This window comes from Klebsiella sp. SYXHC3, assembly GCF_057196925.1.
This window is the reverse complement of record NZ_JBXUNG010000001.1, coordinates 874575-900113: the sequence shown is the minus strand read 5'-3', so window position 1 is coordinate 900113 and position 25539 is coordinate 874575. Positions and strand designations below refer to the sequence as shown.

Genomic DNA, 25539 nt, shown 5'->3' with positions numbered 1-25539 from the left:
GCGCGTCTGATGCACTCCGGCGCTCACTTCGACCCGCAGCTTGGCCTGGATATCCATACTTATCCCTGGCCGCTGCCGACGCCGCATATCGGCATCGTTTTCGACGTGTTTGATTATCTGCCGCTGCTGGGCACTACCGTACACGTCAACAGCATCAAACGCGCCAGCGCGGGGACCGGCGGTATTGCGGTACATATTCCGGTCGGCGGCGTGTGGGTGCCGCCGCTGCGCGCGCCCGGCGGCCCGCAGATGGAAGACGAGCTGTTTATGGGCAGCAAAACCGTCGCCGTCGATGGTGAACCGTTTTCCCGCATCGGCATGCCGGTACTGAGCTGTAACATCCTCGGAATGGTGCCGCCGTTCCGCCTGAAGCGGCTGAGCAAGCCAAAGCCGCTCTCGCTGACGCTGCCGCTGACGTTTAATCTCGCCATTCCCAACAACGTGATTGTCGGCGGGCCGCCAACCATCAACCTGATGGCGCTGCTGATGCGCGCCGGGTTAAGCGGGTTGGGCAAGGGGTTGAAGAAAGTTAAAAAAACGCCGCAGTGGCGGCTGTTTATGCGGCGGTTTAAAAAGCTGCGCCAGAAGCTGTTTCGCAACATGGATCCCGGCGTCCTGAAATGCCGGGTGCTACGCGCCGAACCGGTTGATATCCGCGACGGTAGCGTGAGCCTGGAACATGAGGATTTTCTGTTACCCGGCCGCCTGCCGCTGGCGTGGACGCGAAGCTACTCGTCGGCGGATCTCGATGAAGAAGGGCTGTGCGGTTACGGCTGGTCAACCCCGGCGGACACCCGCCTTGAAATACTGGCCGATGAAGGCGTCGCGGTGCTGACTCAGCCGGAAGGGATGACGCTGTTTGCGGCACTGCCGCAGTCCGACGGCCGCGAGCAGGGTATTGTCGGCCTGCCGGACGGCAGCCGCCTGTGGCGGGAAACCCGCAATGGCGAATGCTTCTGGCATGTTGAGCAGGAAGGGAGCGCGCGGCTGCAGTTTCGCGGTAAGCGCGGGCGGCTGGCGATTTACCGGCTGGCGGACCGTAACGGTAACGGCTGGCAGTTCGACTGGCAGGGGCGCGAGCTTGAGCGTATTCGCGAGTTCAGCACGCGCGGCATGAGCGGCAGGGAGATCCTCGTCACCTGGCAGGATGGCCGCCTGCGGGGGCTACGCCTGCGCAACGCGCTGGATGACGAAATCACGCCGCTGACCCGCTATGAATACGATAGCGATAATCAATTGAGCGCGGAGATCGATGCGCTTTCGCATCCGCGGCGCTTCTACTATCAACAGCGCCATATGACCAGCCATGTCGACCGTAACGGCCAGGGCTTCCACTACCAGTTCAATGACGAGTGGCGGGTGGTTCACGCCTGGGGTGACGGCGGCGTATGGGATTACCATTTCGCCTGGCACGACTTGCTCAACGAAGTGGAAATCACCGATTCCAACGGCCATGTAACGTCTGTCAGCTTTGATGATAACGGCCTGCCGGTTTCGGAGATCGATCCGACCGGCGGCAATACCGTCTTCCACTACGATGATTTTGGCCGCACCGTCGAACTCATTGAGCCGGACGGCAGCACGCGTCGTTGGGAGTATGATGAACAGGGGCGAATGATCGCCGAACATCTGCCGGACGGTAGCCAGATTCAGGCGGCCTACAATGAAGACGGCGATCTGCTGACGCTGATTGATGAGAAAGGCGCCTGCTGGCGTTCGGACTATGACGAACGCGGCAACCTGCTGGCGGGAACGGACCCTACCGGCGTCACCTCGCGCTATCAGTATGATGAGTACGGGCAGCTGAGCGCGGCGGACGTGCCGGGTTCCGGGCAGAGTCGCTATCGCTATGATCGTTTTGGTTTTTTGCAGGCGCTGAGCCAGGCCGGCGCGGGAACCACTCAACTGCGGCATTCCGCGCGCGGCACCCTGCTGGAGCGTATTGACGCCGGCGGCGGCAGCAGCCGTTTCCACTGGGACAGCAAGGATCGGCTGGTGGCGATGGTCAATCCGCAGGGCGGCGAAATTCGCGTCGCTTACGACCGGGAAGATTCACCACTTCACTTCACCGATGAAGCCGGCCAGATAACCCGTTTTCGTTATAACCGCACCGGAATGCTGGCCGCCTGCGAGACGCCGGATGGCGCGACGCTTAGCTATCAGTACGACCTGGAAGATCGCCTGCTGGCGGTGATCAACCAGAACGGTCAGCGCTGGCAACTGGACCGCGACGCGCTGGGGCGCATCGCCGCGGAGACCGATTACTGGGGACAGATAACCCGTTATGGCTGGGATAAAGGCAACCGGCTGATCAGCCGCGAGGATCCGCTGGGGCGGCTGGTGCGCTACGGTTACGACCACGGCGGGCGGCTAAGCGAGCGGCGCAGCGGCGATACCCTGCAGGCGAAGTATCATTACGATCCCTGCGGACGGATGGTGCTGTGTGAGAATCCGTGGCGGCGGCTGGCGTGGCGCTATGATGACGCCGGGCGGGTGCTGCTGGAGGAGCAGGACGGTTTTCAGCTGCATTATGGCTATAACGAGCGCGGCCTGCTGGTCTCCCGGCGCAGCGACAGCGGTCATCAGGTGCGTTACGCCATGGATGAGTATGACCGGCTGAGCCAGATCCAGCTGAATGACGATGCGCCAATCGTGCTGGGTTACGATGAGGCCGGGCGGCGGGTCAGCGAGCAGCTGTCGGCGGAGGTGACGCGTCATTTCACCTACGACCGGCTCGGCCAACTGACGTCGCAGCAGGTGTTGCAGAATGATTTACCGCTGTTCGCCAGCGGCTTCAGCTGGGATAGGCTGGGTAACCTGACCCGGCGCGATGACAGCCTGTGGGGCAGCGATCGTTACGCTTACGATCCGGTGGGGCGCTTGACGGCCCATACCGCGCCGGACGGTACGCTGCGGCAGTTTGTGCAGGATGCGGCGGGCAGCCACCTGCAGACGCAGACCCGGGCGGTGAATGAGAGCGCCGGGGGCTGGTTCCGCGAGGGGCAGCAGCGCGGGGTGCGTTATGTATTCGATCGCGCGGGCGAGCTGCGACAGCGGCGCGATGTCCGGCATAACGGCGAGAAAGAGGATTTCAGCTGGGACGATAACCGCCAACTGGTGGCGGTGCGCAAGGGCGAGCGGCTGGTGCGTTACGGCTATGACGGGCTGGGGCGCCGGGTGTTCAAGCAGACGGCGGAAGAGACGCGCTGGTTCTACTGGCAGGGCGACGCGCTGGCGGGGGAAACGGTCACTATCACCCGCGAACCGCTGGTGGCACAGAGCATTTTTGATACCGGCAGCCGGCTGCAGCGGCAGAAAGCGCAGGCCGCGCTGTTCGGCAGTATGCGCGAGTACGTGTACTATCCGGGAAGTTTTCAGCCGCTGGCGCTGCTGACGCAGGAAGCGGGCAGGAAGGAGAGCTGGCACTATCATTGTGATCCGAACGGCGCGCCGGTCCGCATGACGTCATTACAGGGCGAGATAGTGTGGTCAGAGAAGACGGGCGTATGGGGAGAAAAGGGGGAGGTCTACGCCGATCGTATCAGCAACCCGCTGCGTTTTCAGGGCCAGTATTTTGACGCTGAAACGGGGCTGCACTATAATCGACATCGTTACTATGATCCTGAAATTGCGGGATTTATTAGCCAGGATCCGATTGGATTAGCCGGCGGGCTGAATGTTTATCAGTATGCGCCGAACCCGTTGGGATGGGTGGATCCGTGGGGGTTAGCTAAATGCAAAGCTCCGGATGGTTATAAAGAAGGTGATGTTGATCCGCATGGTAATCTTTCTCCTGGTGTAAACAGAGCTCCTGGACATACAAATAGCAAAAGTGATGGGTTTGTACAAAGTCATCACCCAATTCAGGATGCTTGGGCTAAGAGAAGAATAAATAGTTACCAGAGGAATACAGCTCCTGCAACTTTGCTTAGATCTGCTTCCGGCAGTCCTCATGCAAATATTAGCTCAGCTCAACGTACACGAAGAGCCTTACCAGGAGGATGGGATACAACATTGAAGCAAGAGTTCCATATAAGTTATAAAGAAATGATTGATGCAGGCGTCCCTAAACAGCAGGCCAGAAAATCGATTAGTGATTCATATAAGTATTTTGAACAACTGAGAGAGTCTAACTGCGACAACATTTACTTTGATATTTAAATTAATATTCCTTTAAAGGTAAACCAAGATGGAAAAAAAAGATATAATTGATGAATTACATAAGGTTGAAAAACATGTTGGTATGTTACTACCTCATGAATATAAAAAGTTTATAATAGAGAACGTAAAAGATACTGATGCTTATGAATTTCAGAGAGCAAATGGAGAACATTTCTATGTTTTCAATTGTATTGATTTACTTGAGCGAAATTTGACTTATACTATCCAGGATGTTGAACCTGATTATTTGTTGATTGGCCAAGATGGTGATTTAGGGTACTTTATAAACTTGCGAAAAGGAACAGATGAGATCTACTCTTTGGACCTTGGTGCGCTAGGTAGTTTTGCCATGGATAAAGAAGGCGACAGTATATTGATGCTATGAAATTTATCATCTTATGTGTCTTTATTTGTTATTGTTGTATATAAACCACCTCTTGGGGAGGTGGTTATTTTTTCTAGTAGATATTCGAAAGTATTTAAAATAAGAAGCCGGGATAATCATAAAATCATCCCGGATTTTATTTTTTAACCAATGTTTAATCCTCTAAATAAGTATATCCCTCATTCCCTTAACCGCCTGTTTAATTTGATAAAGTTCCTCTCGAAACACCTGCATCTTGTTGCTGTCAGCCATCAGTACCAGACAGTCGCCCGATATTTTTACGGTGACGCCGGTTCCGGTATTAATTCCCGTCTCATTGTGACCCGAACGGCGCACCGGTTCGCCTGACGTCATTGCAGGGCGAGATAGTGTGGTCAGAGAAGACGGGCGTATGGGGAGAGAAAGGGGAGGTCTACGCCGATCGTATCAGCAACCCGCTGCGTTTTCAGGGCCAGTATTTTGACGCTGAAACGGGGCTACACTATAATCGACATCGTTACTATGATCCTGAAATTGCGGGATTTATTAGCCAGGATCCGATTGGATTAGCCGGCGGGCTGAATGTTTACCAGTATGCGCCGAACCCGCTGGGATGGGGGGGATCCGTGGGGGCTGAGCGCTGATGATTTAATCAGATACAAGCCATATGATTCTTTAAATGAGTACTGCAATATCTAGAGCATGGGTCCATGAGAAAGCGTTATTACAAAACGGTGGGATTGGAACACGCAATTGGAGTAGTGAAGAAAGAGATTTAATTTTGAAAACATCCAATAAAGATCTTACTTCAGTAATGTCAAGGGCTGGCTATACAGGGCATCATATAAATTTAGTTGAAGGAAACGGTTCATTAGGTACAAAATGGCAAGGAGATCCAAGAAATATTGTATTCTTACAAAATCATAACCATCCCAGTGGATTTAATGAACATGTTCATGGACTGAGGGGGCATAGAGTAATACTCAAAACGTTACAAATGGACGTTTGATAGATAGAGAATCCACATCAAGACTGCGAAGTAAATGTGAGGGGTAGAGAAAATATGACTATTGATAGCTCATTACAAAATTTCATTGAGACATTTCAGAAGAGCAAAAGAAGTATGGGTATAATGTCCTACACTGAAGAAAATTTAGGCTACTCGAACCATGATATTCCTTTACATGGGGATATGTTGTATTTTTATGAACATATTATCCTTGAAGATAAACCCACCTTTGGTGGCGATTTTTTCATTCAGATAATTGAAATGTATGACTTAGGTAATATACAGTCAGGCTGGCTTATACCAAATGGAACAAATGATTGGGATAAGAACTATGTAATCTTTGCAGAACGTAATGGCGACGTTCTGTTTTGTGATGTATTAGACGATAATTCAGCTGTATATGGAAGTGTGCAAAAAAATATATATAAATTAACTAACACACTAGGGAATTTTTTGGATACATATTCCGCTCTGATTGAATTAGAAGAGAGCGAATTTGAATGTGATACCACGGATGATGATTTTAATTATAAAAATGAATATTTGCTTAGGGTGAAGGAAGTTCTAAGTAATAATCTTCCAACTGAATTGGTAGATAATTATATGTATTTTTTCTTTGGCTAGGTGCGTTTTTTTGCCATACTTTATATCAGCCGGTAATCTAAATTCTCCGGCTTTATTTTAATCTTAGGTTAATGTCGCTGTATGATAGGAGCAACTGGCCTGAAGAAAAATGTTGTATCGCTCATCATTGTTAATGTATTTTAAAGATGTCGAGATACAGATGAATATGAAGAATAAAATATAAGTAGTGTATATCCTAACAACAAATTACGAGAGGGTTAATTATTTTTATGATAGTGTCATGAATGATTTTGACTCATTAACTAATAATGATTCAACCGAAAAGTTGAAGGGGTTAGCTATAGTTATAAATTAAAAAATAAAATCACGTGATGATAAATGATTATATTGAAAAATTTAGAAGATAAGTTTAGTAAGATTGTTTCTGATAGTGAAAACTATATTATGTCATATAGTGTTAGACTCAACGAAACTAAAGTAGTAGTTAGTAAAGGTGCATTATATAATCTTCGACCCTATGAAATCGAACGAGCTGGATTTAAGATAGGTAAGAAACTTAATAAATTACCTGCAAATGTAAAAAATACACATATCTATCACTTTGATAGCCAGGAACGTATATCGTTAATAGAAATGTTTGGACAGGCAGCAAATATAATTAACAAAGAGTTTTGTATCTATGAAGGTGATAACTTAGAAAGGGTTTGTTTTACCAGTGGCGGTATGCTGCGAAACATCTCTTTGTCAGTATACAATGATGGATTGATTGAAAAAGATTTCAATTGGGGGATGTATGGGGGCAGTGTATCTGATTATGTTTATGAAGACTCTATTCTTAAGAAAATATATGTTCAGCAAAAGGAACATTCAGAATCATCTTTTACAGAATTTGAAGTTGTATTTTCGTATAAAAACGCGATCATCGATACCATTAAAAATGTATTTCCTAATGGTTATGAAGAACAACGTTATCCTGCACGCTGAATTAGCTAATTAAATAACAGCCTGTGGGGCAGCGATCGTTACGCTTACGATCCGGTGGGATGCTCGACGGCCCATACCGCGCCGGACGGTACGCTGCGGCAGTTTGTGCAGGATGCGGCGGGCAGCCACCTGCAGACGCAGACCCGGGCGGTGAATGAGAGCGCCGGGGGCTGGTTCCGCGAGGGGTAGCAGCGCGGGGTGCGTTATGTATTCGATCGCGCGGGCGAGCTGCGACAGCGGCGCGATGTCCGGCATAACGGCGAGAAAGAGGATTTCAGCTGGGACGATAACCGCCAGCTGGTGGCGGTGCGCAAGGGCGAGCGGCTGGTGCGTTACGGCTATGACGGGCTGGGGCGCCGGGTGTTCAAGCAGACGGCGGAAGAGACGCGCTGGTTCTACTGGCAGGGCGATGCGCTGGCGGGGGAAACGGTCACTATCACCCGCGAACCGCTGGCGGCACAGAGCATTTTTGATACCGGCAGCCGGCTGCAGCGGCAGAAAGCGCAGGCCGCGCTGTTCGGCAGTATGCGCGAGTACGTGTACTATCCGGGAAGTTTTCAGCCGCTGGCGCTGCTGACGCAGGAAGCGGGCAGGAAGGAGAGCTGGCACTATCATTGTGACCCGAACGGCGCGCCGGTCCGCCTGACGTCATTACAGGGCGAGATAGTGTGGTCAGAGAAGACGGGCGTATGGGGAGAAAAAGGGGAGGTCTACGCCGATCGTATCAGCAACCCGCTGCATTTTCAGGGCCAGTATTTTGACGCTGAAACGGGGCTGCACTATAATCGACATCGTTACTATGATCCTGAAATTGCGGGATTTATTAGCCAGGATCCGATTGGATTAGCCGGCGGGCTGAATGTTTATCAGTATGCGCCGAACCCGCTGGGATGGGTGGATCCGTGGGGGCTAACGTGTATACCAAATAAAGTTAATGGAGATGCCCGAGAAGCAAAACTCTTAACACGATTGCAAAATATCTTCGGTGTTGAAAATGTTATTAGTCAGCGGCATTTACGTAATGCTCAGGGAAAAATTGTTGGTCTTGTTGATGATGAAATCAAACTAGGTAAAACAAAAGGTTCTCGCATCCTTGATTTTGTCGTTAAGACTAAGGATGGCTGGAAAGGAATAGAGGTAACTAGCAAAACAGCTTCTAAAATCGCCCAATCTTCAAAAGAGGAAATTATTCGGAGTGCTGGAGGTGGTTTTGTCCGTCATCCAGTTACAAAAAAATTGATAGAACTTTCTGACGATATATCTAGAATAATACGTCTTGATTAATGGAGGTGACAACATGGATTTATTAAGATTTAATTACTCAACTTTATTGAAAAGAAGTAAATCTTTGTCTTATCGCGAACAAATAACTACTATAACAATAGTATTAATGAATTTTCTAAAGGAAAACAATTTAGTTATAATAGAACCGTTTGAAGAGGATGGTAGCCTAAGAGAAGATCTTGTTTTGTATAGTTCTGATTTAACGGAGGACGGTAACCTTTTGTTTAAGGAATATTATCCGAAATGGTCTAGGTATATAGATCGTGGGGGTGATGTTAACAATACTAAAATATTAGACGATGGTTTGGATATTATTAAAAATAGATAAATTAAACACCGGGGAAGAAGATTAGACTTTCCCGGTTTTGTTGTTTAACTAATGCTTGATTTACTACTTCAGCATGCCTTTATTCCATTGGGTTTCTTTTTAACATGATAAGTTTATTTATCGTATTCTTTTTAAATACATTCATGCCATAGATGCAATTTGGTTCAACAGGGAGATATCCCGGTTTGTCGGAATGGTTGGTTGACGGACAATCTAAAACCAGTCAGAGTACGTAAAGCAGGAGGGAGATGCTAATGAAAGAACTCGAGTATATAAAGCCATATAGCTTAAAAGAATTAATTACGAAAATTGTTCATCAGGGATACACAAAAGACAATTTTTGCCTTTACACAAAGGAATATGAAGCTGTTGCTACCCCCGAACTTGTTTGCTATCTGGATCGGTATCCTGAAGTTAGTGATGATGAAGACGTTTATCCTGAATACGTTGAGCAAAATGAATTGGAGTTGTTTTTTTACGGCGATCAGTTTATGGATGTTCTCAAAAATACACTGAATCAAAAATCAAATGCGACGGTGGATGAGTTTTTTTCAGGATTAAATTATTATCTGGAAAACGATGCGTTTATTACTTTATCATAATGAGGGGTTGTGTAATTCAATAAAGAATGCTTATTCATATACTAAATCAACTTATAGCACTCTGTTGGATTTTTCCACATAGGGTGCTTTCCATTTTACACTAGCAGCCAGTTACAACAATACAAAGTGTAGGCAGCGCTGTTCAGCAGTATGCGCGAGTACGTGTACTATCCGGGAAGTTTTCAGCCGCTGGCGCTGCTGACGTAGGAAGTGGGAAGAAGGAGAACTGACACTATCATTGTGACCCGAACGGCGTGCCGGTCCGCCTGACGCCATCGCAGGGCGAGATAGTGTGGTCAGAGAAGACGGGCGTATGGGGAGAAAAAGGGGAGGTCTACGCCGATCGTATCAGCAACCCGCTGCGTTTTCAGGGCCAGTATTTTGACGCTGAAACGGGGCTGCACTATAATCGACATCGTTACTATGATCCTGAAATTGCGGGATTTATTAGCCAGGATCCGATTGGATTAGCCGGTGGGCTGAATGTTTATCAGTATGCGCCGAATCCATTAAGCTGGATCGATCCGCTGGGACTAAAATGTGGCTTCGCGGTAAAGGACAATATAACCCAAAGCTGGGTAAATCAATTAACAGGTAAAACTCCGGCTGAAATAGACTCCCTTTTAACATCTAAAGGTTGGACGAAGATCTATCCATAGGCTGGTAGGCCTGAGACTAATCAACATATACAATATGTGAAAATGACAAAATCTGGTACAACATATAAATTAGATTATCATCCTGGTAGTAACGCAAAACAACATAATATTCATGGAAATGATTACTGGAAGATTTATAGGACTAATAGTGAAGGTGAGGATATCGTATATGGACGTATAGGACATGGTGGTTTTGAGAATTATGATATAATAAAGGACTCTCCTGTTTATGTCGACGGTGTATTAGTAAATGGAGGGATGTAAAATGTTTGATTTTTCTGCAGAAATAAAATCATTTCATTCGTTAGGCGATGTGCTGTTAAATACAAATATATCTGTCTATCTTGCTGAAATGTACGCTGACCATTGTGTTGAGTACAAAGAATATCTTCTACCTGATGCGAGTAAGAGATTTGCCTATGTATTGGATGATACTTTAACTATATCAACCGAACCTGATGGAAATATATTTTCTATTGGATGCAATCAAAATTACACAGGGTTATACAAAAACTTATTATATGCCGGTCAAGAATTTGGTAAGGTAAAAAAAATCACTAATCGGCAAAGAATATTTAATGGTTCCATTATTATAGACGAGGATTTTGGCTTTCAATTTATATTACCATCACCATTTGATGAGATAGCTGACAGTATAGATAACATTCCGTCCAACTTGAAATTGAATGAAATATATATAGGAGATTATTCGTTTTGGAATCCATGTAAATAATAAATCAAAGCCGGATAATAAATTAACTCTTCCCGGCCTTTATAGCAACGCTGCGCTTTGGGAACTCTATCTTATAGCTTAGATTGGTGCGGGTTGACGGTACGATTGGCCCAGGGGATAGGATTGTTCGTCTGATCCGATTGGATTAGCCGGCGGGCTGAATGTTTATCAGTATGCGCCGAACCCGCTGGGATGGGTGGATCCGCTAGGATTATCCGACAGTGGTATCTTGGATAAAGCGATGGCAGGAAAAGTAGGAGATAGACTATCTGCCCACCATGTTATACCTGTTGAAATCTGGAAAGAGAATCAGTCGTTCTTTGATAATATTGGTATAGGAAAAGACATGAACTCAGCATTTAACGGTATTCATATTCCAGGCAGTGCATCAGCGATGAAGCAAGGAGCAGGGAAAGGAATGGATGTTTTCCATAGCAGTAATCATCATAATTATAGTGATATAGTTCGTCAGCGCATCGCTCGTGTACAAGATCGCTACAATGCTGGAATATTAGATGCCAAAGGGGCAAGATTATCTGTAAGACGTATACAGATAGATATGAAGAATAAAATATGGATGGGGCATATTCCAACAACAAAGTGCAGGAGAATGAATTAATGTCTTATTATATCATCATGAATGATTTTGACTCGTCTCTCGTCCCAAGAAATTTACAAGGGGTGGTTGATGAAAATTTAAAAATTAATGAAAATTGGAAAATAGAAAGCTCTATTTATTCATTTCCTTATCGAATAACGGATGATGCCTGTCCTGAGAACATTTTTTTACTATGTGAAAAGAATGTTGGAGCACTAAAATTTGATTATTATAAAAAAGATTACGGCCATTTTTTAAGTAAAGAGATGTTTGATATTTTTTCTAAATTCACTTGTAGTACTTTCTTTAATCGAAAAATAACTCCAGTCTCAATTGGTAATGGTCATGTACTACGAGATTATTTTAGATATGTATATTTTCCTGGTAATGGGATTTTAGATGAAAAAAATCTCTTCTAGAAGAAGATAAATTTGGTGATATTATCCCATTTGAAATTAAATTTAATGCTTCAGCATCTCAATATGATATTTTTTCATTTAGAGAAACATTATTGGGTGGTTATATAATTATAAATGGAAAAGTTAAAGAAACCATTCAGGAAAAGGGGGGCAAGGGAATGAAATTTGTGGCAATCGAAAATGCGTTAGATGTATTTTGTAAAGATTATTTTTACGATGTAGAATCTAACCGTAAAAAAAATATAAGAAATCATAGGGGTTAGGGAGTCTTGCTTCCTGATAGATATAAACATTTTGAAAATTTTATTGGCCCAGAAGAAAAATATCAGTATTTCCAGTAAAGGAGTATTGCACTATGAAAGAACTCGAAAATCCAAGAATTGAATCCAAAGTTAACTCCTTTGTTGAAAAAGGAAATGAGTTGCATGATGACAAAAAATATGCACAGGCGTTAGAGCAATATGAAAAAGCCTGGAGTATTTTGCCTGAACCAAAACCAGAATGGCAAGTTGCTAACTGGATTTCCGCAAATATATTCAGTGCTTATTTTGACCTTGGTGATTACAATGAGGCAAAAAAATGGGGCGAAATGACGTTGCAAACGAGAGGGTCGGAGATAGATACAGCGCCATCGATCGATCTGGGTATGGTTTGTTATGAGCTAGAACAATTTGATGAAGCTTACAAATATTTTAACGATGCTTATAGCTATGGAAAAGAGAGAGCATTTAAAGGCAGACCTAAGAAGTACCTTGAGTTTTTTTTAAATAAAAGGGCATAGTGGAAATTTTATAAAGTAATCGAAAATGAGAGAGTTTATTTTTTAGCGAGAGTAAGAACTATTTCTTTAAATGATAAAAATCCACGCTACTGTTGGTTTTTGCAATGCGAAAGCCCTTTTAGCAAATGGAATAATGTCGGGAAAAAAGATTCCAGCCGGCGGCACAGGGTATTTTTGACACTGGCAGCCGGCAGCACCGCCTGACGTCATTACAGGGCGAGATAGTGTGGTCAGAGAAGACGGGCGTGTGGGGAGAAAAAGAGGAGATCTACACCGATCGTATCAGCAACCCGCTGCATTTCCAGGTCCTGTATTTTGCCGTTGAACGGCTGTCTAATCTCACTTACCTCTCTCGCGGCGTCGCCTTCTTACTACTGTACATCGCTTTATCCGCACTGTTCAGCAATGTATCGGCATCCGCGGCATCGTGAGGGAAAAGCGCAATGCCGATGCTGCCGGAAATCGTAATAACATGCTCGTGGATCAAAAATGACTGAGTCAGCGCATTGCTGATTTTTTCCGCCGTTTGTCGGGGGAGCGGATCGTTTGCTTTTAAACCAGGGAGCAGGGCGATAAACTCATCGCCACCGAGGCGGGCCACCGTATCACCTTCTCGTAAAACGCTTTGTAGACGAAACGCCACCAGCCGCAGCAGTTCGTCACCCACGGCGTGGCCGTAAACGTCATTCACTGGCTTAAAGCGGTCGAGATCGATAAAGAGCAGCGCCACTTCTGTCTCATTGGCGATGGCCTGAGTAATCGCCAGCTCCAGGCGATTAACCAACAGCCTGCGGTTTGGTAATCCGGTCAGCGCGTCGAAGTTGGCGTGCAACCAGACCACCTGCTCCCGCTGTTTACGGTCGGTGATATCTCTAATAAACGCGGAGAAAATCTGCTTGCCTGATTGCTGATGCGGCCAGATCGACAGTTCGATAGGGAATTTGCCTTTAGTTCGATGCAGGGCGGTAATTTCGATGGTGCGATTAAGGATATTCGACGGCTGAGCCGCCTGAAAGCGCATTAAACCACGCGCATGCTGCTCGCGAAACTCTTCCGGCACGATCATCTCGCCCAGGTTGTTGCCGATAGCCTCCCCTGCGGACCAGCCGAACATTCTTTCCGCGGCCTGGTTCCAGTTAATCACCACCCCAGCATGATTGATGGTAATCACCGCATCCTGTGCAGTCTCAACCAGCTGTCGATGGTTCTCCTCGCTTTCGGCCAGCGCTCGCTGCATCGACTCAATCTCGCTGATGCTCTCTTGCAGCTCACGATGCATTTCCGCAAGCGAAAGCGAGAAAAAGCGAATACGCTCTTCTACTGACATATTTTTCATTTCGGCGTACAGATCGCTGGCGCTACGTGGTGGCATAAGAGGTTCCTGATGAAGCGAAGAGAATATGCATCAAATTTAGCAATAAGTGTAGTTAAAAAAAGATTGGCTGCTGACATCTCAGCTATTTTATCTATTAAATAAAATCTATTGTAAATTTGTCCAGATTTAAATTTAACGCTTAGTTACAGATGGATCATATTCCGGCGGTAATAATCCGCACTCTTTATAAAGCGTATTAAGGACAATTTATTGTGAATACTTTCTTGCGTAACACCCTGGCCGCCGTAGTGATGGCTGCGGGTCTTTCCGTTGCCGCTCAGGCCGCGACGACAGCCGAAGTGCCGCCGTTATCCCAGGACCCGGTGGTACAACATCTCAAGCTGAGCAACGATCAGGTCAGCAAAATTCAGGCCCTGCGTCAGGAGCTGGAAACAAATCTCAAAAATATCAAAATTGGTGGTTACCAGGATGGTGCTCTGGTTGGTGTGATTCAGTCCGGTAAATGGGACGATGCGAAAGTAAAACAGCAGCTAGCCGCTTTTGCGCAATTGGATCAGCAGACGCGTTATTACCGCGTGAAATATTACTTCGGCATTAATCAGGTGCTGACGGCTGAACAGCGCGAGCAGGTAAAAAAAGATCTGCAGCAGGCTCTCAACTAAGCAATGTCCTAATGCTCCGCTGTCCGGCGGAGCATTGATAGTGACTTTCCTCAATGAAAAGACAAGGGTGTCATCATGAAGAAGTTTCTCTTTATTGCGCTGGGAATGGCCGCGTTGTTTAGCCAGGCCGGCGTCGCCGGGACTAAAACGTTGGTTGATTATGGCGTCGTACAGGAAAGCCATATTATTAGCACTCCGCATCAGCGCCAGCCGCTTCGTACGCTCGCGGCAGGAACGCTGGGCGGCGTGGTCGGCCATCAGTTCGGCAACGGAAAAGGCCAGACGGCGATGACCGCCGCAGGCGCTCTGGCCGGAGCTGGCGCCTCTCGCTATCACCAGGATCGGCAGCAGGGCGCTCAGCAGGTTGAACTGTTAATCAAAACCAGTAGCGGTCAAGTGATACAGGTGCTACAGGGATACGACGGTCGGCTTATCTTCAACAAGGGAGATAAGGTGCGCATCCTGACGTCGGGAAATGATACCCGGGTGGACAAATCGGTGTAATGTGCCAAACGGGAGCCGATACACTCCCGTTTGGGGTGACATGTTATGCCGATTTCAGCATATCAAAGCGGATAATTCGCGAGCGTCCCAGCTCTTTCGCTCGATACAACGCGGCATCTGCGGCACGTAGCAGGCTGTCGCTTTGCGCGTGTTGCGGATAGCTGGCAATACCGATAGACACATTCACCTGGCCTATATCCGTCAGCCCGCAGCGTAAAGTCATACTTCTCACATTATTGTAAATTTCAGTCGCGCAGGCTTCTGCGCTGGCCTCATCGCTGCCGGAAAGCAGCACCAAAAACTCTTCGCCGCCATAGCGGAATGCCATGCCAAGATCGCGTACCGCGCGCTGGATGATCGCCGCGACGTTTTTAATCACCAGATCGCCCGCCTCATGGCCGTAATTATCGTTAACCGCCTTAAAGTGATCGATATCGATCATCAGGCAGCTCAGCGGGCTGTTGTTGCGCACCGCCAGATTCATCTGCGTATGCAGCGCTTCCTCAAGATGATGGCGGTTTCGCAACCCGGTCAGAGAATCAAACAACGCTTTTTCCAGCAGAGCATTGCGCAGACGCTGGTTGGATAGCGCCAGGCCCAACGCTTCCGCCATGAGTTCAAGATAAGCGCGAGAGGGGGCTGTCTCACTAGTGACATTACGAAAAGAGAGCAGGCCAATGGCTTCACCCTGCGCGATAAGTGGAACGCACAATGATTGCTCGTTGCATTCTTGCGGCAGATGATAGCAGGCGATGTCCGGTTCGCCGTTAACCGGCGGATGGCTCAGGCCTCGACGTACTGCCCAGCACTTATCGGGATAAAACACGGCCGCCTCGTCCGGCGGCGAAAGCCACTGCGCGACGCAGCGCATTTGCCAGGGATCGGTATCAAGAATATACAGTCGGCCAGGAACGCCCGGCGCGATATTGGGGGCGAAAAGTTCAGCGACCTTCACCACATCCTCAAATGACTCACATCCCTGCAAGCGTTGAGTCATGCGCGCCAGCAGGTCACGAACGGCCCAGTCGGCATCGCGTTGTTGTTCAAGGCGCTGGCGGGCAAGGCCATTTTCGCGAAAGATGCGGATCGCCTGCGCCATATCGCCAATTTCATCGATCTGTTTGAAGTGTGGTGGTTCGACGGCATAATCCTGCGATGCCAGACGTTGTACCACATCGCTGAGTCGTACCACAGGGGTGAGCACCCGGCGTTTGAGAATAAAGCCGAGAACAAATAAAAACATCAAGGCGGTCAGGCCAACCATCGCTTCCGAAAGCGTCCGCCAGAGGCGCGATTTTTCAGTCGCTTGCTGCATGGCGTTGTTTGTTCGCCCTTCCAGCAGCAGGCGGAAATGATCGATTTGCGTTTGCACCCGCTCCAGCTCCTGCTCATAAGGCTTACCGTAAACCTGCAAAATCGCCTCTTTCTCTTCGCCACGAGCGACGCGATCGATGGCGGTCTGCTGTTCATCTTGTAATTCATCGGCAATACGCAGACCATCGTGCAACAGCGCCAGCTCCTGCTGGCTGGCGCCAACATCTTTTAGTTTAAGCAATCGGTTTTCAATTGATTCGAGCGTTTGGACCTGCTGACGATACTGTTGCAGCGTCTCCGGTTGTTTTTCGATGACATACAGTCGCACGAGATCCGAAAGCTCCCACGCGTCGCGTTCTACCTCATCGGCGAGACGAACGAACGTATCCCGTTGTTGTACAGCCTGGCGTTCAGCGCGATCGGCGCCGGAAGCGATTAGCATCGCCATACCGGATGCAATGGTCAGCCCTACGGTGATCCCGTAGGCCCAGTTAGTCATGGTGGCGATTCTCACCGGGTATTTCCTTGCAGGCAGATGAACGAGAAATGGGTATTTTTATTATAGAGCCCCGTAGCCAACCGGAAGGTTCAGACGCGCGGTATGCGGGTGACGAGGTGATGTAGCGCCTGGGCATGCTGGCGCAATACAAGATACACATCGTTATCCAGAGCGCCATTTATAACATCAGCTTCTATAAGTTGTAACGCCTCCTGATATGGCATACCGAGCCGATACGGGCGATCCTCAACGAGCGCGGTAAAGATATCCGCAACGGCGATAATTCTGTCCGGAAGTTGTAAATAACGATGATTTAAATTCAGCGGGTAGCCACTGCCATCGAGTTTCTCATGATGGTTAGCGGCCCAATCGATGATTTCCGCCAGATCGGTGAAATCTCGTAATATTTCACCGGTCATATAGCTATGCTCGCGGATCAATTGTGCTTCGTCATCGCTAAGTTCAGCCTGTTTTTCGAGGATCGCCAGTGGAATATATATTTTGCCGATATCATGCAAATAGCCGGCAATTTCAATTTTGCGGCACACCGGCGGCGGCAGATGCATATAGACGGCGAGGGCATAAGAAATTTCGCCAACCATGATGCTGTGGCTGGCGGTGAAACTACTGTAGGTATCGACAATTTTGGCGATCAACAAACAAATATCTTTTAGACCATCGATGTCAATATATACGTCATTAATCGGCCCGACGATCTCCAGCAACCGCTGAATATGCTCTGCTTGCATATGGCGCCAGAAGGTAGGGTGTTGCGCCAGTTCGCATAGTCTATCGCAAAGTGGAGGATCGATGTCGCGATAGTCAGCGACAAAGCGGGCGATGAGAGCACTTTGTTGGTCCGGGGCAACGACGCCTTGCGAAGGGAGTAGACGCTCAAAACAGTCCGCGAAATAGACGATATGCTGCTCCAGATTGCCTTTGCGGCTTGGGCTGAAGTGGTGATCGCCAATAATAGGGCTGATAGGGGTAAAAGTATCCAGCCCGGCAAGCATCTGTACGCCACGGATTTGATGCGGGTCATAAAGGTTGTCTATTGCGTTTAGCGAATCAATGCGCCGCTTATCGCCAAGCACGCCGATATCATGTAGCAGCGCAGCCAGAAAGATGGTTTTTTGTTGCGGCGCAGGAAGATCCAACGCCAGCGATAATTTGTAGCTTATCAGCGCCGTGCGCTGTAGATGCAGATCCAGCCTTGGGTTGATAGCGTTAATGACGCGCGTGACCAGCATTAAAGCCGACTTTAAGGCAATACGCATTTTTCTCTCCGTCCATGCAATCCGCTGTTGCCGTTAATCCTGTGGCGCCGGCAAGCACGATCAAATCCCCCTGGCGCCTGACAGGTGAATCGACGCCAGACTCAAACGCCACCCACTTATGTGAACAACTCATTTTAGCTCACATAGTCGCTTTCATTGTGGTAATAGCGTGATGAATCTCTTCACAGTTTGATTCATATCTACCTGTGATGAGAACTGATTGCTTTTACATCACCTTTCGCGGCGCTGTAAGGGCGGGTTGGAGCATGTGCAAATCGGCTCTCATGTTTTGTTCGCCTCTATTTGGCGAGGAGGCATTGGTCATGGAGTTTTATTGCCTGAAAAGGGCGAAAAATAACAGTTATGGCATAATTTATATTATTGCAAACGTGACTATTAGTCTCAATTATATACTTTTGTCAGTATTTATCAGCAAGCATAAATAATCCTGTTCTTATTTATATTTCACAATAACTAAAATTTTAATGAGTCAGTGCGTCCTGTAAATATTATTATCTACAGTGATGATTTTTAGTGAATGAATTCGATGCTTGAATGTTTGTTGACCGTTTGAGTTCGGGCTGTGATGTGCCGGGAGGGGGCGTCAGCAGTGGCCTGCGTGAAGTTGTGTTTGTAAAATCGCCAGATAGCAGTTTAAGTTCATTCCTATATCGGAAAAAATCATTAGCGCGAAAATGATTATCAGCGTAAATATGAATGAACGGACTTCATTTTTACTTTACATTTTGTAACATCTGTGTGTCTATTATGTATTTTAGCGTTAAGTGTAATTTTTTCTTGCTGCCGTGAATTTACCAGGATTACTATTGTCTTACTCGTTGTATCGCCTAATGACGGATGAAGGGACTCGTTTTTTCCTTAAGCGTTACCCTATATTTTAATGTTTACAGGAAAAACCATGTCTTGCGCCTTTAAAAAAAATCTACTGCTTCCCCGCTATTGGGTGACCTGGTTTGGCCTGGCCATTCTTTGGTTAATCGTCCAACTACCTTATCCCGTTTTACATACGCTCGGCACCAGCGCAGGGCGACTATCGCGTCGCTTCCTGAAGCGTCGGGAACACATAGCCCGGCGTAACATTGAGCTGTGCTTCCCGGAAATGTCCAGCGCAGCTCGTGAAAAGCTGTTGGAAGAGAACTTTATGTCCCTCGGCATGGGGCTTATCGAAACGGGTATGGCGTGGTTCTGGAGCGATGAACGCGTTAAGAAGTGGTTTGACGTCGAAGGCATCGCCAATCTGAACAATGCGCTCAGCGCCGATAAAGGCGTGATGGTTGTTGGCATCCACTTTATGTCACTGGAGCTGGGTGGCCGAGCAATGGGCTTGTGTCGTCCGATGATGGCGACGTATCGCCCGCACAATAGCCCGCTTATGGAGTGGGTGCAGACTCGCGCTCGTCTGCGCTCGAATAAAGCAATGATCGACCGCCGTAATCTTTCCGGGCTGGTGCATGCGCTGAAATCCGGTGAGGCGGTGTGGTTTGCGCCGGATCAGGATTACGGCCCGAAGGGCAGCGTATTTGCGCCGTTTTTCTCGGTTCCACAGGCGGCGACGACTAATGGTACTTGGGTGCTGTCGCGCCTCTCCGGTTCAAAAATGCTGAGTATCAGTATGGTGCGCAAGCTGGATCGAAAAGGTTACAGCCTGCACATCAGTGAAGTGATGAATGATTACCCCGGCGAAGATAAACAGATTGCCGCCAGTTATATCAACAAGGTCATCGAACGAGAAATCCTGCGTGCACCAGAGCAATACCTGTGGGTGCATCGCCGGTTCAAAACCCGCCCGCTTGGCGAAACCTCGGTATATTAGTACAACACTTGCGCTCCACGCTTTCAAAATGACCGCAGTTGCGTTAACGTGAGCCGGATCATACTTTTTGTTGAAAGCGAAGGAGTGCAGCGTGTTCGCTGAGTTTGGTGTTTTGAATTATCTGACCTACCTGGTCGGGGCTATTTTTATCATTCTCGTACCAGGTCCCAATACTTTTTTTGTACTGAAAACCGGTATCGCGCACGGCGTGAAGAAAGGATACCTTGCCGCCGCTGGCGTGTTTATCGGCGATGCGGTTCTGATGTTCCTGGCTTTTGCTGGCGTTGCGACGCTTATCAAAACGACCCCGGTGCTGTTTAATATTGTGCGCTATCTTGGCGCGATTTATCTGCTTTGGCTGGGCGCCAAAATGCTCTACTCGGTATTTAAACAGCGCGAGGGGCATGATGCCGCCGATGCTGAGCCGGGGAGCGCCATCCTCAAACGCTCGTTAACCCTGAGCCTGACTAACCCGAAAGCGATTCTTTTCTATGTCTCTTTTTTCGTCCAGTTCATTGACGTTAATGCGACATCGCCGGGCATCGCGTTCTTTATCCTGGCGCTGACGCTGGAGATCATTAGCTTTGTCTACATGAGCTTCCTTATCCTTTCTGGCTCGTTTGTGACGCGCTATGTGAAAACCAAAAAGAAACTGGCGAAATTGGGCAACAGCCTTATCGGTCTGGTCTTTGTGGGTTTTGCCGCCCGCCTGGCGACGCTGCAGTCCTGATCCCGGAAACGATCTGCCAGCGATAATCGCTGTGTTGTAACAAAAACCCTTCAATTTTTATTGCATTGGTGTTACATATACAGCCGATTATCGCTCACAGAGAAGGGAACCCGGATGATTCTGCAAAAAATCCTCAGTAATAAAAACGGCAAGAAGTTTCTGTTGTCGATGGCGACAGTTTTTGCCATTGCGCTTGCCGTCGTGGGCCGCGCAACGTTCGGTGGCGTGGTGAGCGAGTACAACATGCCGTACTCGGAGTGGACAACCTCGATGTTCTTCCTGCAGGGGGCGATGGTGATGGTTTACAGTACCGTGTTCACCGTGTTATTTGCTATCCCGCTGGGCTTTCTGTTTTTAGGTTCTGACCGTCAGGACTAAATGCAAAAAAGGCGAACTCTTGTTCGCCTTTTTGAATGATCCTATCTGTCACCAGCCACGATCATGATGATGGTGGTGGTGGTGTCGATGATGATAACCATCATCCACGATACATCCCGATAACAGCGTGCACAGCGCAATAATCAACGGTAACACCATCGGTTTTTTCATTACTCACTTCTCCAGTTAATGCCCGCTTTGCTGCATAAACACAGCGAAGCGGCTGATGAAATGAGTGTATCGTCTTAACTTATTGAGTAGATAAGACAACTCCGCAATACCGGGGCCGCGGGAAAATTTGAGATTACCACCAGCCCAATTCGGTGCCGGCGACCACCACGATGGCGACAATAATCATAATGATGGTTGTCTTTTTCATCATGCCCCCCCTGGCGCCGCATAGCCGCCAACAAAAAACCAGCCCAGAAAGACCACGGCGACAATGAAAATCACCACCGGAAAAAGAATACCCAATTTCATGCTTAGTTCCTGTCTCTTAACGTAATGTTATCTATCATACTGGAAAGTTATGCTTTCTGGTCGATATCGAAAATGGTCAGCATGCGGCGTGCGTTTTTGTCGTGGTACATAGCCTCATCCGCTGCGCGTAGCGCCTGTTCAACGTCCATATTCTGCGGATCGACATCGATGACCCCAAAGCTGGCGCCAGGGTATTCTATACCGTATCCGGCCAGGCGGTAACGCCCGGTAAGCTGCTGGCGCAGGTGGACAATAAACGCTTCCTGCTCAGGGGATTCAAGTGCCGGGCCAATGATTAAAAACTCATCGCCGCCGAGGCGGCCAACGGTATCTTCGTTACGTACGTTGGCACTTAATCGTTCACCTATCTGGATGAGAAAACTGTCGCCGCAGGGGTGGCCCAGTTTATCGTTAATCGCTTTAAAATCGTCGAGGTCGATAAAAATAAGCAGGAGCCTGCGCTGCTGGGCGCGAGCTTGGGTAAACAGCGTTTTAAGATGTTTAAACAACGCGCGGCGGTTGGCCAGACCGGTCAGTTCATCGGTATTGGAGTGCATCTCCAGCGCCGCATTTGCGCTACGCAGTTGCTGAACCAGCGTCTCTTTCTCCACGTAATGGGAGATCAGGCCGGCGAACAATGTCATTACCTGCTCGCCTTCCAGATTATAGGGCTGTTTGACGCGGCTTGTGGCGCACAACGTACCATATAACGAACCATCGGCAAGATGGACGGGAATACTAAAGAACGTGGCGATCCCGAGTTCCTGCGCGGCGGTGCAGGACCGCCAGCGTTGGCCAACCTCGTTGCAAAATATACAGTTATCATCGATTGCGCGTTTGCAAAGCGACTCGTCCCAGGGAACGGAAAAACCTTCCGGGATCTGCATTTCGCTGCTGTTGTGGGCATACATGACTAACTGGCGCTGCGCTTCTAAATCAATCCGCGTCAGGTATGTGGACTCCATACGAGTCACCAGTTCCAGCATTTCCAGCAGTTGTCGCACCAACGTTTCGAGCGTTCGTTCGGTAGCAAGCGTCTGTGAGACGCGGGCAAGAATGAAATCTGACATGAATGAAACGGCCCCCGGAGGTTAGCGCAGCACTGCGAGCTGGCGCAGCGAACAGCTAATAACAAACATATTTATAACGAATGTATCACATTTAGCAGGGGGATATCTGCTATCGCGACGGTAAAAAAAAGCCCCATCGGGGGCGATGGGGCAAAACTCATTGATTATGGAATGATCTGTTCTCTGGTCAATTCGAGAACGAGCGCTACTCTAAAGGGCAAAAGTGTAGTTAAAATGGAGAAACCGTGGAGATTCAGGGCGAAAGGTCGCTTTGAATAAAACAGGAGTAATTATGAAGTGGATAGTAATGATGTTGCCGCTGATGCTAGCGGGCTGCGCTCAGTCACAACAGCCTGATGCGCCGCCGCCGCCAAATTCGATCGGCATGGCGAATCCGGCCGCCGTCTATTGCGACCAGAAGGGCGGTAAGCAGGTTCCGGTCCAGACACCTCAGGGCGTACGCACCGACTGTAAACTTCCCAGTGGCGAAACGCTCGATGAATGGGAACTGTGGCGGCGCGATCATCCGGCGAAGAAATAATTCGCCGCCGTTAGATTAAGCTTTTCAGCCACTCCGCCAGCACCAGCGCATGGTTTTGTTGCGTATCTTTGGCCGCGTAGAGCAGCGTTAAGGGTTGCTGATTGGCCAATTTGGCGAGCCGTAGCCCTTCATCGCGATGGGTTTCAAGCTCTTCGCGGTACTGCTGGCGGAAGTGAGAGAAGTCAATCGCTTCTCCGTGAAGAGCCTTGCGTAAATCGCTGGAAGGCGTCAGGGTTTTACACCATTCGTCATAATGCAAATCCTCTTTTTTTATTCCGCGTGGCCACAGGCGATCGACCAGCACGCGGTAACCATCGCTGGCCTCTGTAGGGTCATAAACGCGTTTACATTGAATCATCATTATTCTCCCCTCGTTATGTCTATCTGGCGGCTTGCCCGTGCAGCGTGCCGCTAAATAACCATTGTGTTCCGCGAATGATATCGCTAATCTGAGGTTCCTTGTGTTGCCCGATAATCCTCAGACATAAGGATCCTGCTATGAACACCCCTTTGCGCATTGCCCTTGTTGGCGATTATAACCCTGATGTGATTGCCCATAAGGCGATTCCGCTGGCTATCGATGACGCTGCCGCGGTTCTGGAACAACCGGTGAGTTATGACTGGATAGCCACCAGCGAGATTACCAGCACAGACCGGCTCACCGATTATGACGCCATCTGGGTGGTTCCCGCCAGCCCGTATAAAAACGCCGAGGGCGCATTTATCGCCATTCGCTACGCCCGCGAAAATAGCATTCCGTTCCTCGGTACCTGCGGCGGCTTCCAGCACGCGATTATCGAATATGCCCGTAATGTTATGGGATGGCAGGATGCGGCGCACGCCGAAACCGATAGCGAAGGGCGAATGGTCATTGCGCCATTAAGCTGTTCGCTGGTGGAAAAATCAGACGCTATCGAGCTGCGCGCGAACACGCTGATTGCCCGCGCTTATGGCCGTGACAGCATTGAAGAGGGATATCATTGTAACTACGGCATTGCCGAAAGCTTTGCCCATGAACTGGAGCAGGGCGCGCTGCGGGTGACCGGTTGGGATGAGAACGGCGAGATCCGCGCCGTGGAGTTAACTACCCATCCGTTCTTCGTCGCCACGCTGTTCCAGCACGAGCGCAACGCGCTGGAAGGGCGTCCGGCGCCGCTGGTACAGGCTTTCCTGCACGCGGCCCGACAATAAAAAATCGGCAGCCCTGGCTGCCGACTCTTGTGATTAATGAATTTCGCGCGCCCTTCCGGCAAGGGCGCCGAACAGCGCCATGACCACTGCGATGAGTGCGACGATGATTAACGGTATATGCCAGTCGCCGTAAGCATCATGGATTTTACCGATGAGCGGCGGTCCGCAGGCAGCCAGCAGATAACCAATAGTCTGCGCCATGCCGGAGAGGGCCGCGGCCTGATGCGCTGAGCTGGCGCGTAGACCAATAAACGTCAGGCCAAGGATCATGGTGGCGCCGGATCCGAAGCCAAAAATCAATGTCCAGATCACCGCCTGACCGGGCAGTAACCATAATCCCAGCGTGCTTACTACGCACATTAAGGCTACCAGAACGGCGATGCCGCGCTGATCTTTCAGGCGATGGAGTACCAGCGGGATGGCCAGGCCCGGTGCGGCGGTTGCCAACTGCAACAGGCCATGCAGAGAGCCAGCCTGCGCTTCGCTGTAGCCCATACTCTGCAGGATTGCGGGCAGCCAACCGACGATAACGTAATAGACCAGTGAGTTAATCCCAAGGAACAGCGTGACCTGCCACGCCAGCGCTGAACGCCAGATCCCCCGATTGTGCGCGGCACCCGATCCGGTCATCGGCGTGGTAGCCTGGCGGCGCGCTTGCGGCAGCCAGAGTAATAGCGCCAACAGCGGGAAAACCATCAGTAGCAGCAGTGCGCCGCGCCAGCCAAAACCCGCCAGCGCCAGCGGTACCACCATCGCGGAACCTGCCGCCGCCGCTGCGCCCATGGTAATGGAGTAGGCGCCGGTCATACGAGCGACATGGCCGGAAAAATCACGCTTAATTAACCCCGGCAGCAGCACGTTGCCCAGCGCGATTCCGCAGCCAATGAGCGCCGTACCAATATACAGCCAGGCTGCTGAGGGGAGCGAACGTAATCCGATCCCGAGGCAAATAATCACCATCGCCAGCAGCAGGCTACGCTCTATGCCGAATCGGCGGGCGACGCCGGCCGCCAGCGGCGAGACCAGCCCGAAGGCCAGCAGCGGCAGGGTCGTGAGCAGCCCGGTTTGCGCCGTCGTCAGTTGGTATTCAGCGCGTATCGCATCCAGCAGTGGGGCGATACCGGTGAAAGTTACCCGTAGCGTGGCGGCGATAAATAAAATTCCGACAATCAGCAGCAGTTTGTTGCCGTTGGCAGAGGAAGAAACAGGACTCATA

30 protein-coding genes and 3 pseudogenes are annotated in these 25539 nt (G+C 49.0%); 24 read left to right on the top strand and 9 right to left on the bottom strand.

Features of this window, described 5'->3' with window-relative positions:
- The first annotated feature begins 9 nt into the window (after positions 1-9).
- The 17 genes and pseudogenes from AC2CGP_RS04460 to AC2CGP_RS04380 form a co-directional block, all read left to right on the top strand.
- The gene (locus AC2CGP_RS04460) at positions 10-4161 is read left to right on the top strand and encodes an RHS repeat-associated core domain-containing protein (RefSeq protein WP_475702517.1); all 4152 of its coding nucleotides are present in this window, start codon (positions 10-12) and stop codon (positions 4159-4161) included.
- Positions 4162-4189: 28 nt separating this feature from the next.
- Positions 4190-4546 carry a hypothetical protein gene (locus AC2CGP_RS04455; RefSeq protein ID WP_045389746.1) on the top strand — a complete coding sequence of 119 codons (357 nt, stop codon included), beginning with the start codon at positions 4190-4192 and terminating at the stop codon, positions 4544-4546.
- A gap of 368 nt (positions 4547-4914) precedes the next feature.
- Complete coding sequence (locus AC2CGP_RS04450) at positions 4915-5169, top strand: RHS repeat-associated core domain-containing protein (RefSeq protein ID WP_410172149.1); 255 nt, start codon at positions 4915-4917, stop codon at positions 5167-5169.
- A gap of 35 nt (positions 5170-5204) precedes the next feature.
- Positions 5205-5534 (top strand): hypothetical protein, encoded by a 330-nt coding sequence (locus AC2CGP_RS04445; protein ID WP_213760251.1) that lies wholly within the window; start codon positions 5205-5207, stop codon positions 5532-5534.
- A 54-nt stretch (positions 5535-5588) separates the two neighbouring features.
- A complete protein-coding gene (locus AC2CGP_RS04440) occupies positions 5589-6158 on the top strand; it encodes a hypothetical protein (protein ID WP_213760252.1) in 570 nt (189 codons plus the stop codon).
- Between the two features lie 339 nt (positions 6159-6497).
- Positions 6498-7103 carry a hypothetical protein gene (locus AC2CGP_RS04435; RefSeq protein ID WP_213760253.1) on the top strand — a complete coding sequence of 202 codons (606 nt, stop codon included), beginning with the start codon at positions 6498-6500 and terminating at the stop codon, positions 7101-7103.
- Between the two features lie 15 nt (positions 7104-7118).
- A pseudogene (locus tag AC2CGP_RS04430) lies at positions 7119-8015 on the top strand (RHS repeat domain-containing protein); the annotation flags it as partial.
- 385 nt (positions 8016-8400) lie between these two features.
- Complete coding sequence (locus AC2CGP_RS04425) at positions 8401-8715, top strand: hypothetical protein (RefSeq protein WP_032708366.1); 315 nt, start codon at positions 8401-8403, stop codon at positions 8713-8715.
- A 254-nt stretch (positions 8716-8969) separates the two neighbouring features.
- Positions 8970-9317 carry a DUF7716 domain-containing protein gene (locus AC2CGP_RS04420; RefSeq protein ID WP_213760244.1) on the top strand — a complete coding sequence of 116 codons (348 nt, stop codon included), beginning with the start codon at positions 8970-8972 and terminating at the stop codon, positions 9315-9317.
- Between the two features lie 132 nt (positions 9318-9449).
- Positions 9450-9853: pseudogene (locus AC2CGP_RS04415) on the top strand (RHS repeat-associated core domain-containing protein); the annotation flags it as partial.
- Positions 9854-10018: 165 nt separating this feature from the next.
- Complete coding sequence (locus tag AC2CGP_RS04410; RefSeq protein ID WP_227542765.1) at positions 10019-10240, top strand: hypothetical protein; 222 nt, start codon at positions 10019-10021, stop codon at positions 10238-10240.
- A gap of 1 nt (position 10241) precedes the next feature.
- Positions 10242-10709: a hypothetical protein gene (locus tag AC2CGP_RS04405; RefSeq protein WP_126034106.1), complete on the top strand. Its 468-nt coding sequence runs from the start codon at positions 10242-10244 to the stop codon at positions 10707-10709.
- A 241-nt stretch (positions 10710-10950) separates the two neighbouring features.
- Entirely contained in the window at positions 10951-11328 is a 378-nt protein-coding gene (locus tag AC2CGP_RS04400; RefSeq protein WP_227542766.1) for an AHH domain-containing protein, read from the top strand.
- A complete protein-coding gene (locus tag AC2CGP_RS04395) occupies positions 11328-11726 on the top strand; it encodes an Imm43 family immunity protein (RefSeq protein ID WP_228304279.1) in 399 nt (132 codons plus the stop codon). The genes AC2CGP_RS04400 and AC2CGP_RS04395 overlap by 1 nt, the downstream gene beginning before the upstream one ends.
- Before the next feature lie 20 nt (positions 11727-11746).
- On the top strand, positions 11747-11989 hold the full coding sequence (locus tag AC2CGP_RS04390) for an Imm43 family immunity protein (protein WP_484502316.1): 243 nt from the start codon (positions 11747-11749) through the stop codon (positions 11987-11989).
- 92 nt (positions 11990-12081) lie between these two features.
- Positions 12082-12507 carry a tetratricopeptide repeat protein gene (locus AC2CGP_RS04385; protein ID WP_045413618.1) on the top strand — a complete coding sequence of 142 codons (426 nt, stop codon included), beginning with the start codon at positions 12082-12084 and terminating at the stop codon, positions 12505-12507.
- Between the two features lie 197 nt (positions 12508-12704).
- A pseudogene (locus AC2CGP_RS04380) lies at positions 12705-12833 on the top strand (sugar-binding protein); the annotation flags it as partial.
- A gap of 17 nt (positions 12834-12850) precedes the next feature.
- Here AC2CGP_RS04380 and AC2CGP_RS04375 read toward each other — a convergent pair.
- On the bottom strand, positions 12851-13879 hold the full coding sequence (locus AC2CGP_RS04375; RefSeq protein ID WP_046883172.1) for a diguanylate cyclase domain-containing protein: 1029 nt from the start codon (positions 13877-13879) through the stop codon (positions 12851-12853).
- Between the two features lie 215 nt (positions 13880-14094).
- Here AC2CGP_RS04375 and AC2CGP_RS04370 point away from each other — a divergent pair, with 215 nt between their 5' ends.
- Positions 14095-14505, top strand: a complete 411-nt coding sequence (locus AC2CGP_RS04370) for a Spy/CpxP family protein refolding chaperone (protein ID WP_080957142.1) — start codon at positions 14095-14097, stop codon at positions 14503-14505.
- A 75-nt stretch (positions 14506-14580) separates the two neighbouring features.
- Positions 14581-15009, top strand: a complete 429-nt coding sequence (locus tag AC2CGP_RS04365; protein ID WP_015705797.1) for a glycine zipper 2TM domain-containing protein — start codon at positions 14581-14583, stop codon at positions 15007-15009.
- 43 nt (positions 15010-15052) lie between these two features.
- Here the strand turns inward: AC2CGP_RS04365 and AC2CGP_RS04360 are convergent, their stop codons facing one another.
- Together AC2CGP_RS04360 and AC2CGP_RS04355 are read right to left on the bottom strand one after the other, a co-directional pair.
- Positions 15053-16837, bottom strand: a complete 1785-nt coding sequence (locus tag AC2CGP_RS04360) for a diguanylate cyclase (protein ID WP_046883173.1) — start codon at positions 16835-16837, stop codon at positions 15053-15055.
- A 74-nt stretch (positions 16838-16911) separates the two neighbouring features.
- Entirely contained in the window at positions 16912-18099 is a 1188-nt protein-coding gene (locus tag AC2CGP_RS04355; RefSeq protein ID WP_032711871.1) for an HD-GYP domain-containing protein, read from the bottom strand.
- Positions 18100-19018: 919 nt separating this feature from the next.
- Here AC2CGP_RS04355 and lpxP point away from each other — a divergent pair.
- From lpxP to AC2CGP_RS04340, 3 genes are all read left to right on the top strand, one after another.
- Positions 19019-19933, top strand: a complete 915-nt coding sequence (gene lpxP, locus AC2CGP_RS04350; protein WP_015366130.1) for a kdo(2)-lipid IV(A) palmitoleoyltransferase — start codon at positions 19019-19021, stop codon at positions 19931-19933.
- A 91-nt stretch (positions 19934-20024) separates the two neighbouring features.
- Positions 20025-20663, top strand: a complete 639-nt coding sequence (gene leuE / locus AC2CGP_RS04345; RefSeq protein WP_015705795.1) for a leucine efflux protein LeuE — start codon at positions 20025-20027, stop codon at positions 20661-20663.
- A gap of 114 nt (positions 20664-20777) precedes the next feature.
- Positions 20778-21041: a DUF2534 family protein gene (locus AC2CGP_RS04340; RefSeq protein WP_015366132.1), complete on the top strand. Its 264-nt coding sequence runs from the start codon at positions 20778-20780 to the stop codon at positions 21039-21041.
- A gap of 48 nt (positions 21042-21089) precedes the next feature.
- Here the strand turns inward: AC2CGP_RS04340 and AC2CGP_RS04335 are convergent, their stop codons facing one another.
- The 4 genes from AC2CGP_RS04335 to AC2CGP_RS04320 all read right to left on the bottom strand — a co-directional run bounded on the left by AC2CGP_RS04335 (position 21090) and on the right by AC2CGP_RS04320 (position 22591).
- The gene (locus AC2CGP_RS04335) at positions 21090-21212 is read right to left on the bottom strand and encodes a hypothetical protein (RefSeq protein ID WP_015366133.1); all 123 of its coding nucleotides are present in this window, start codon (positions 21210-21212) and stop codon (positions 21090-21092) included.
- Between the two features lie 133 nt (positions 21213-21345).
- Positions 21346-21420, bottom strand: a complete 75-nt coding sequence (gene yoaJ / locus AC2CGP_RS04330; protein ID WP_100279139.1) for a protein YoaJ — start codon at positions 21418-21420, stop codon at positions 21346-21348.
- Positions 21420-21521, bottom strand: coding sequence for a YoaK family small membrane protein (locus AC2CGP_RS04325; protein ID WP_015705794.1), 102 nt, complete (start codon positions 21519-21521; stop codon positions 21420-21422). The genes yoaJ and AC2CGP_RS04325 overlap by 1 nt, the downstream gene beginning before the upstream one ends.
- 47 nt (positions 21522-21568) lie before the next feature.
- On the bottom strand, positions 21569-22591 hold the full coding sequence (locus AC2CGP_RS04320; RefSeq protein WP_020078531.1) for a sensor domain-containing diguanylate cyclase: 1023 nt from the start codon (positions 22589-22591) through the stop codon (positions 21569-21571).
- 292 nt (positions 22592-22883) lie between these two features.
- Between AC2CGP_RS04320 and AC2CGP_RS04315 the strand changes: the two genes are divergently transcribed.
- Positions 22884-23132, top strand: coding sequence for a putative hemolysin (locus tag AC2CGP_RS04315; protein ID WP_015366135.1), 249 nt, complete (start codon positions 22884-22886; stop codon positions 23130-23132).
- Between the two features lie 10 nt (positions 23133-23142).
- Here the strand turns inward: AC2CGP_RS04315 and AC2CGP_RS04310 are convergent, their stop codons facing one another.
- Positions 23143-23490: a DUF488 domain-containing protein gene (locus AC2CGP_RS04310; protein WP_015705791.1), complete on the bottom strand. Its 348-nt coding sequence runs from the start codon at positions 23488-23490 to the stop codon at positions 23143-23145.
- A 140-nt stretch (positions 23491-23630) separates the two neighbouring features.
- On the opposite strand from AC2CGP_RS04310, the gene AC2CGP_RS04305 reads away from it, so the two are divergent.
- Entirely contained in the window at positions 23631-24323 is a 693-nt protein-coding gene (locus tag AC2CGP_RS04305; RefSeq protein ID WP_015366137.1) for a CTP synthase C-terminal region-related (seleno)protein, read from the top strand.
- 33 nt (positions 24324-24356) lie between these two features.
- Here the strand turns inward: AC2CGP_RS04305 and AC2CGP_RS04300 are convergent, their stop codons facing one another.
- Complete coding sequence (locus tag AC2CGP_RS04300; protein ID WP_015366138.1) at positions 24357-25538, bottom strand: CynX/NimT family MFS transporter; 1182 nt, start codon at positions 25536-25538, stop codon at positions 24357-24359.
- Position 25539: the final 1 nt, after the last annotated feature.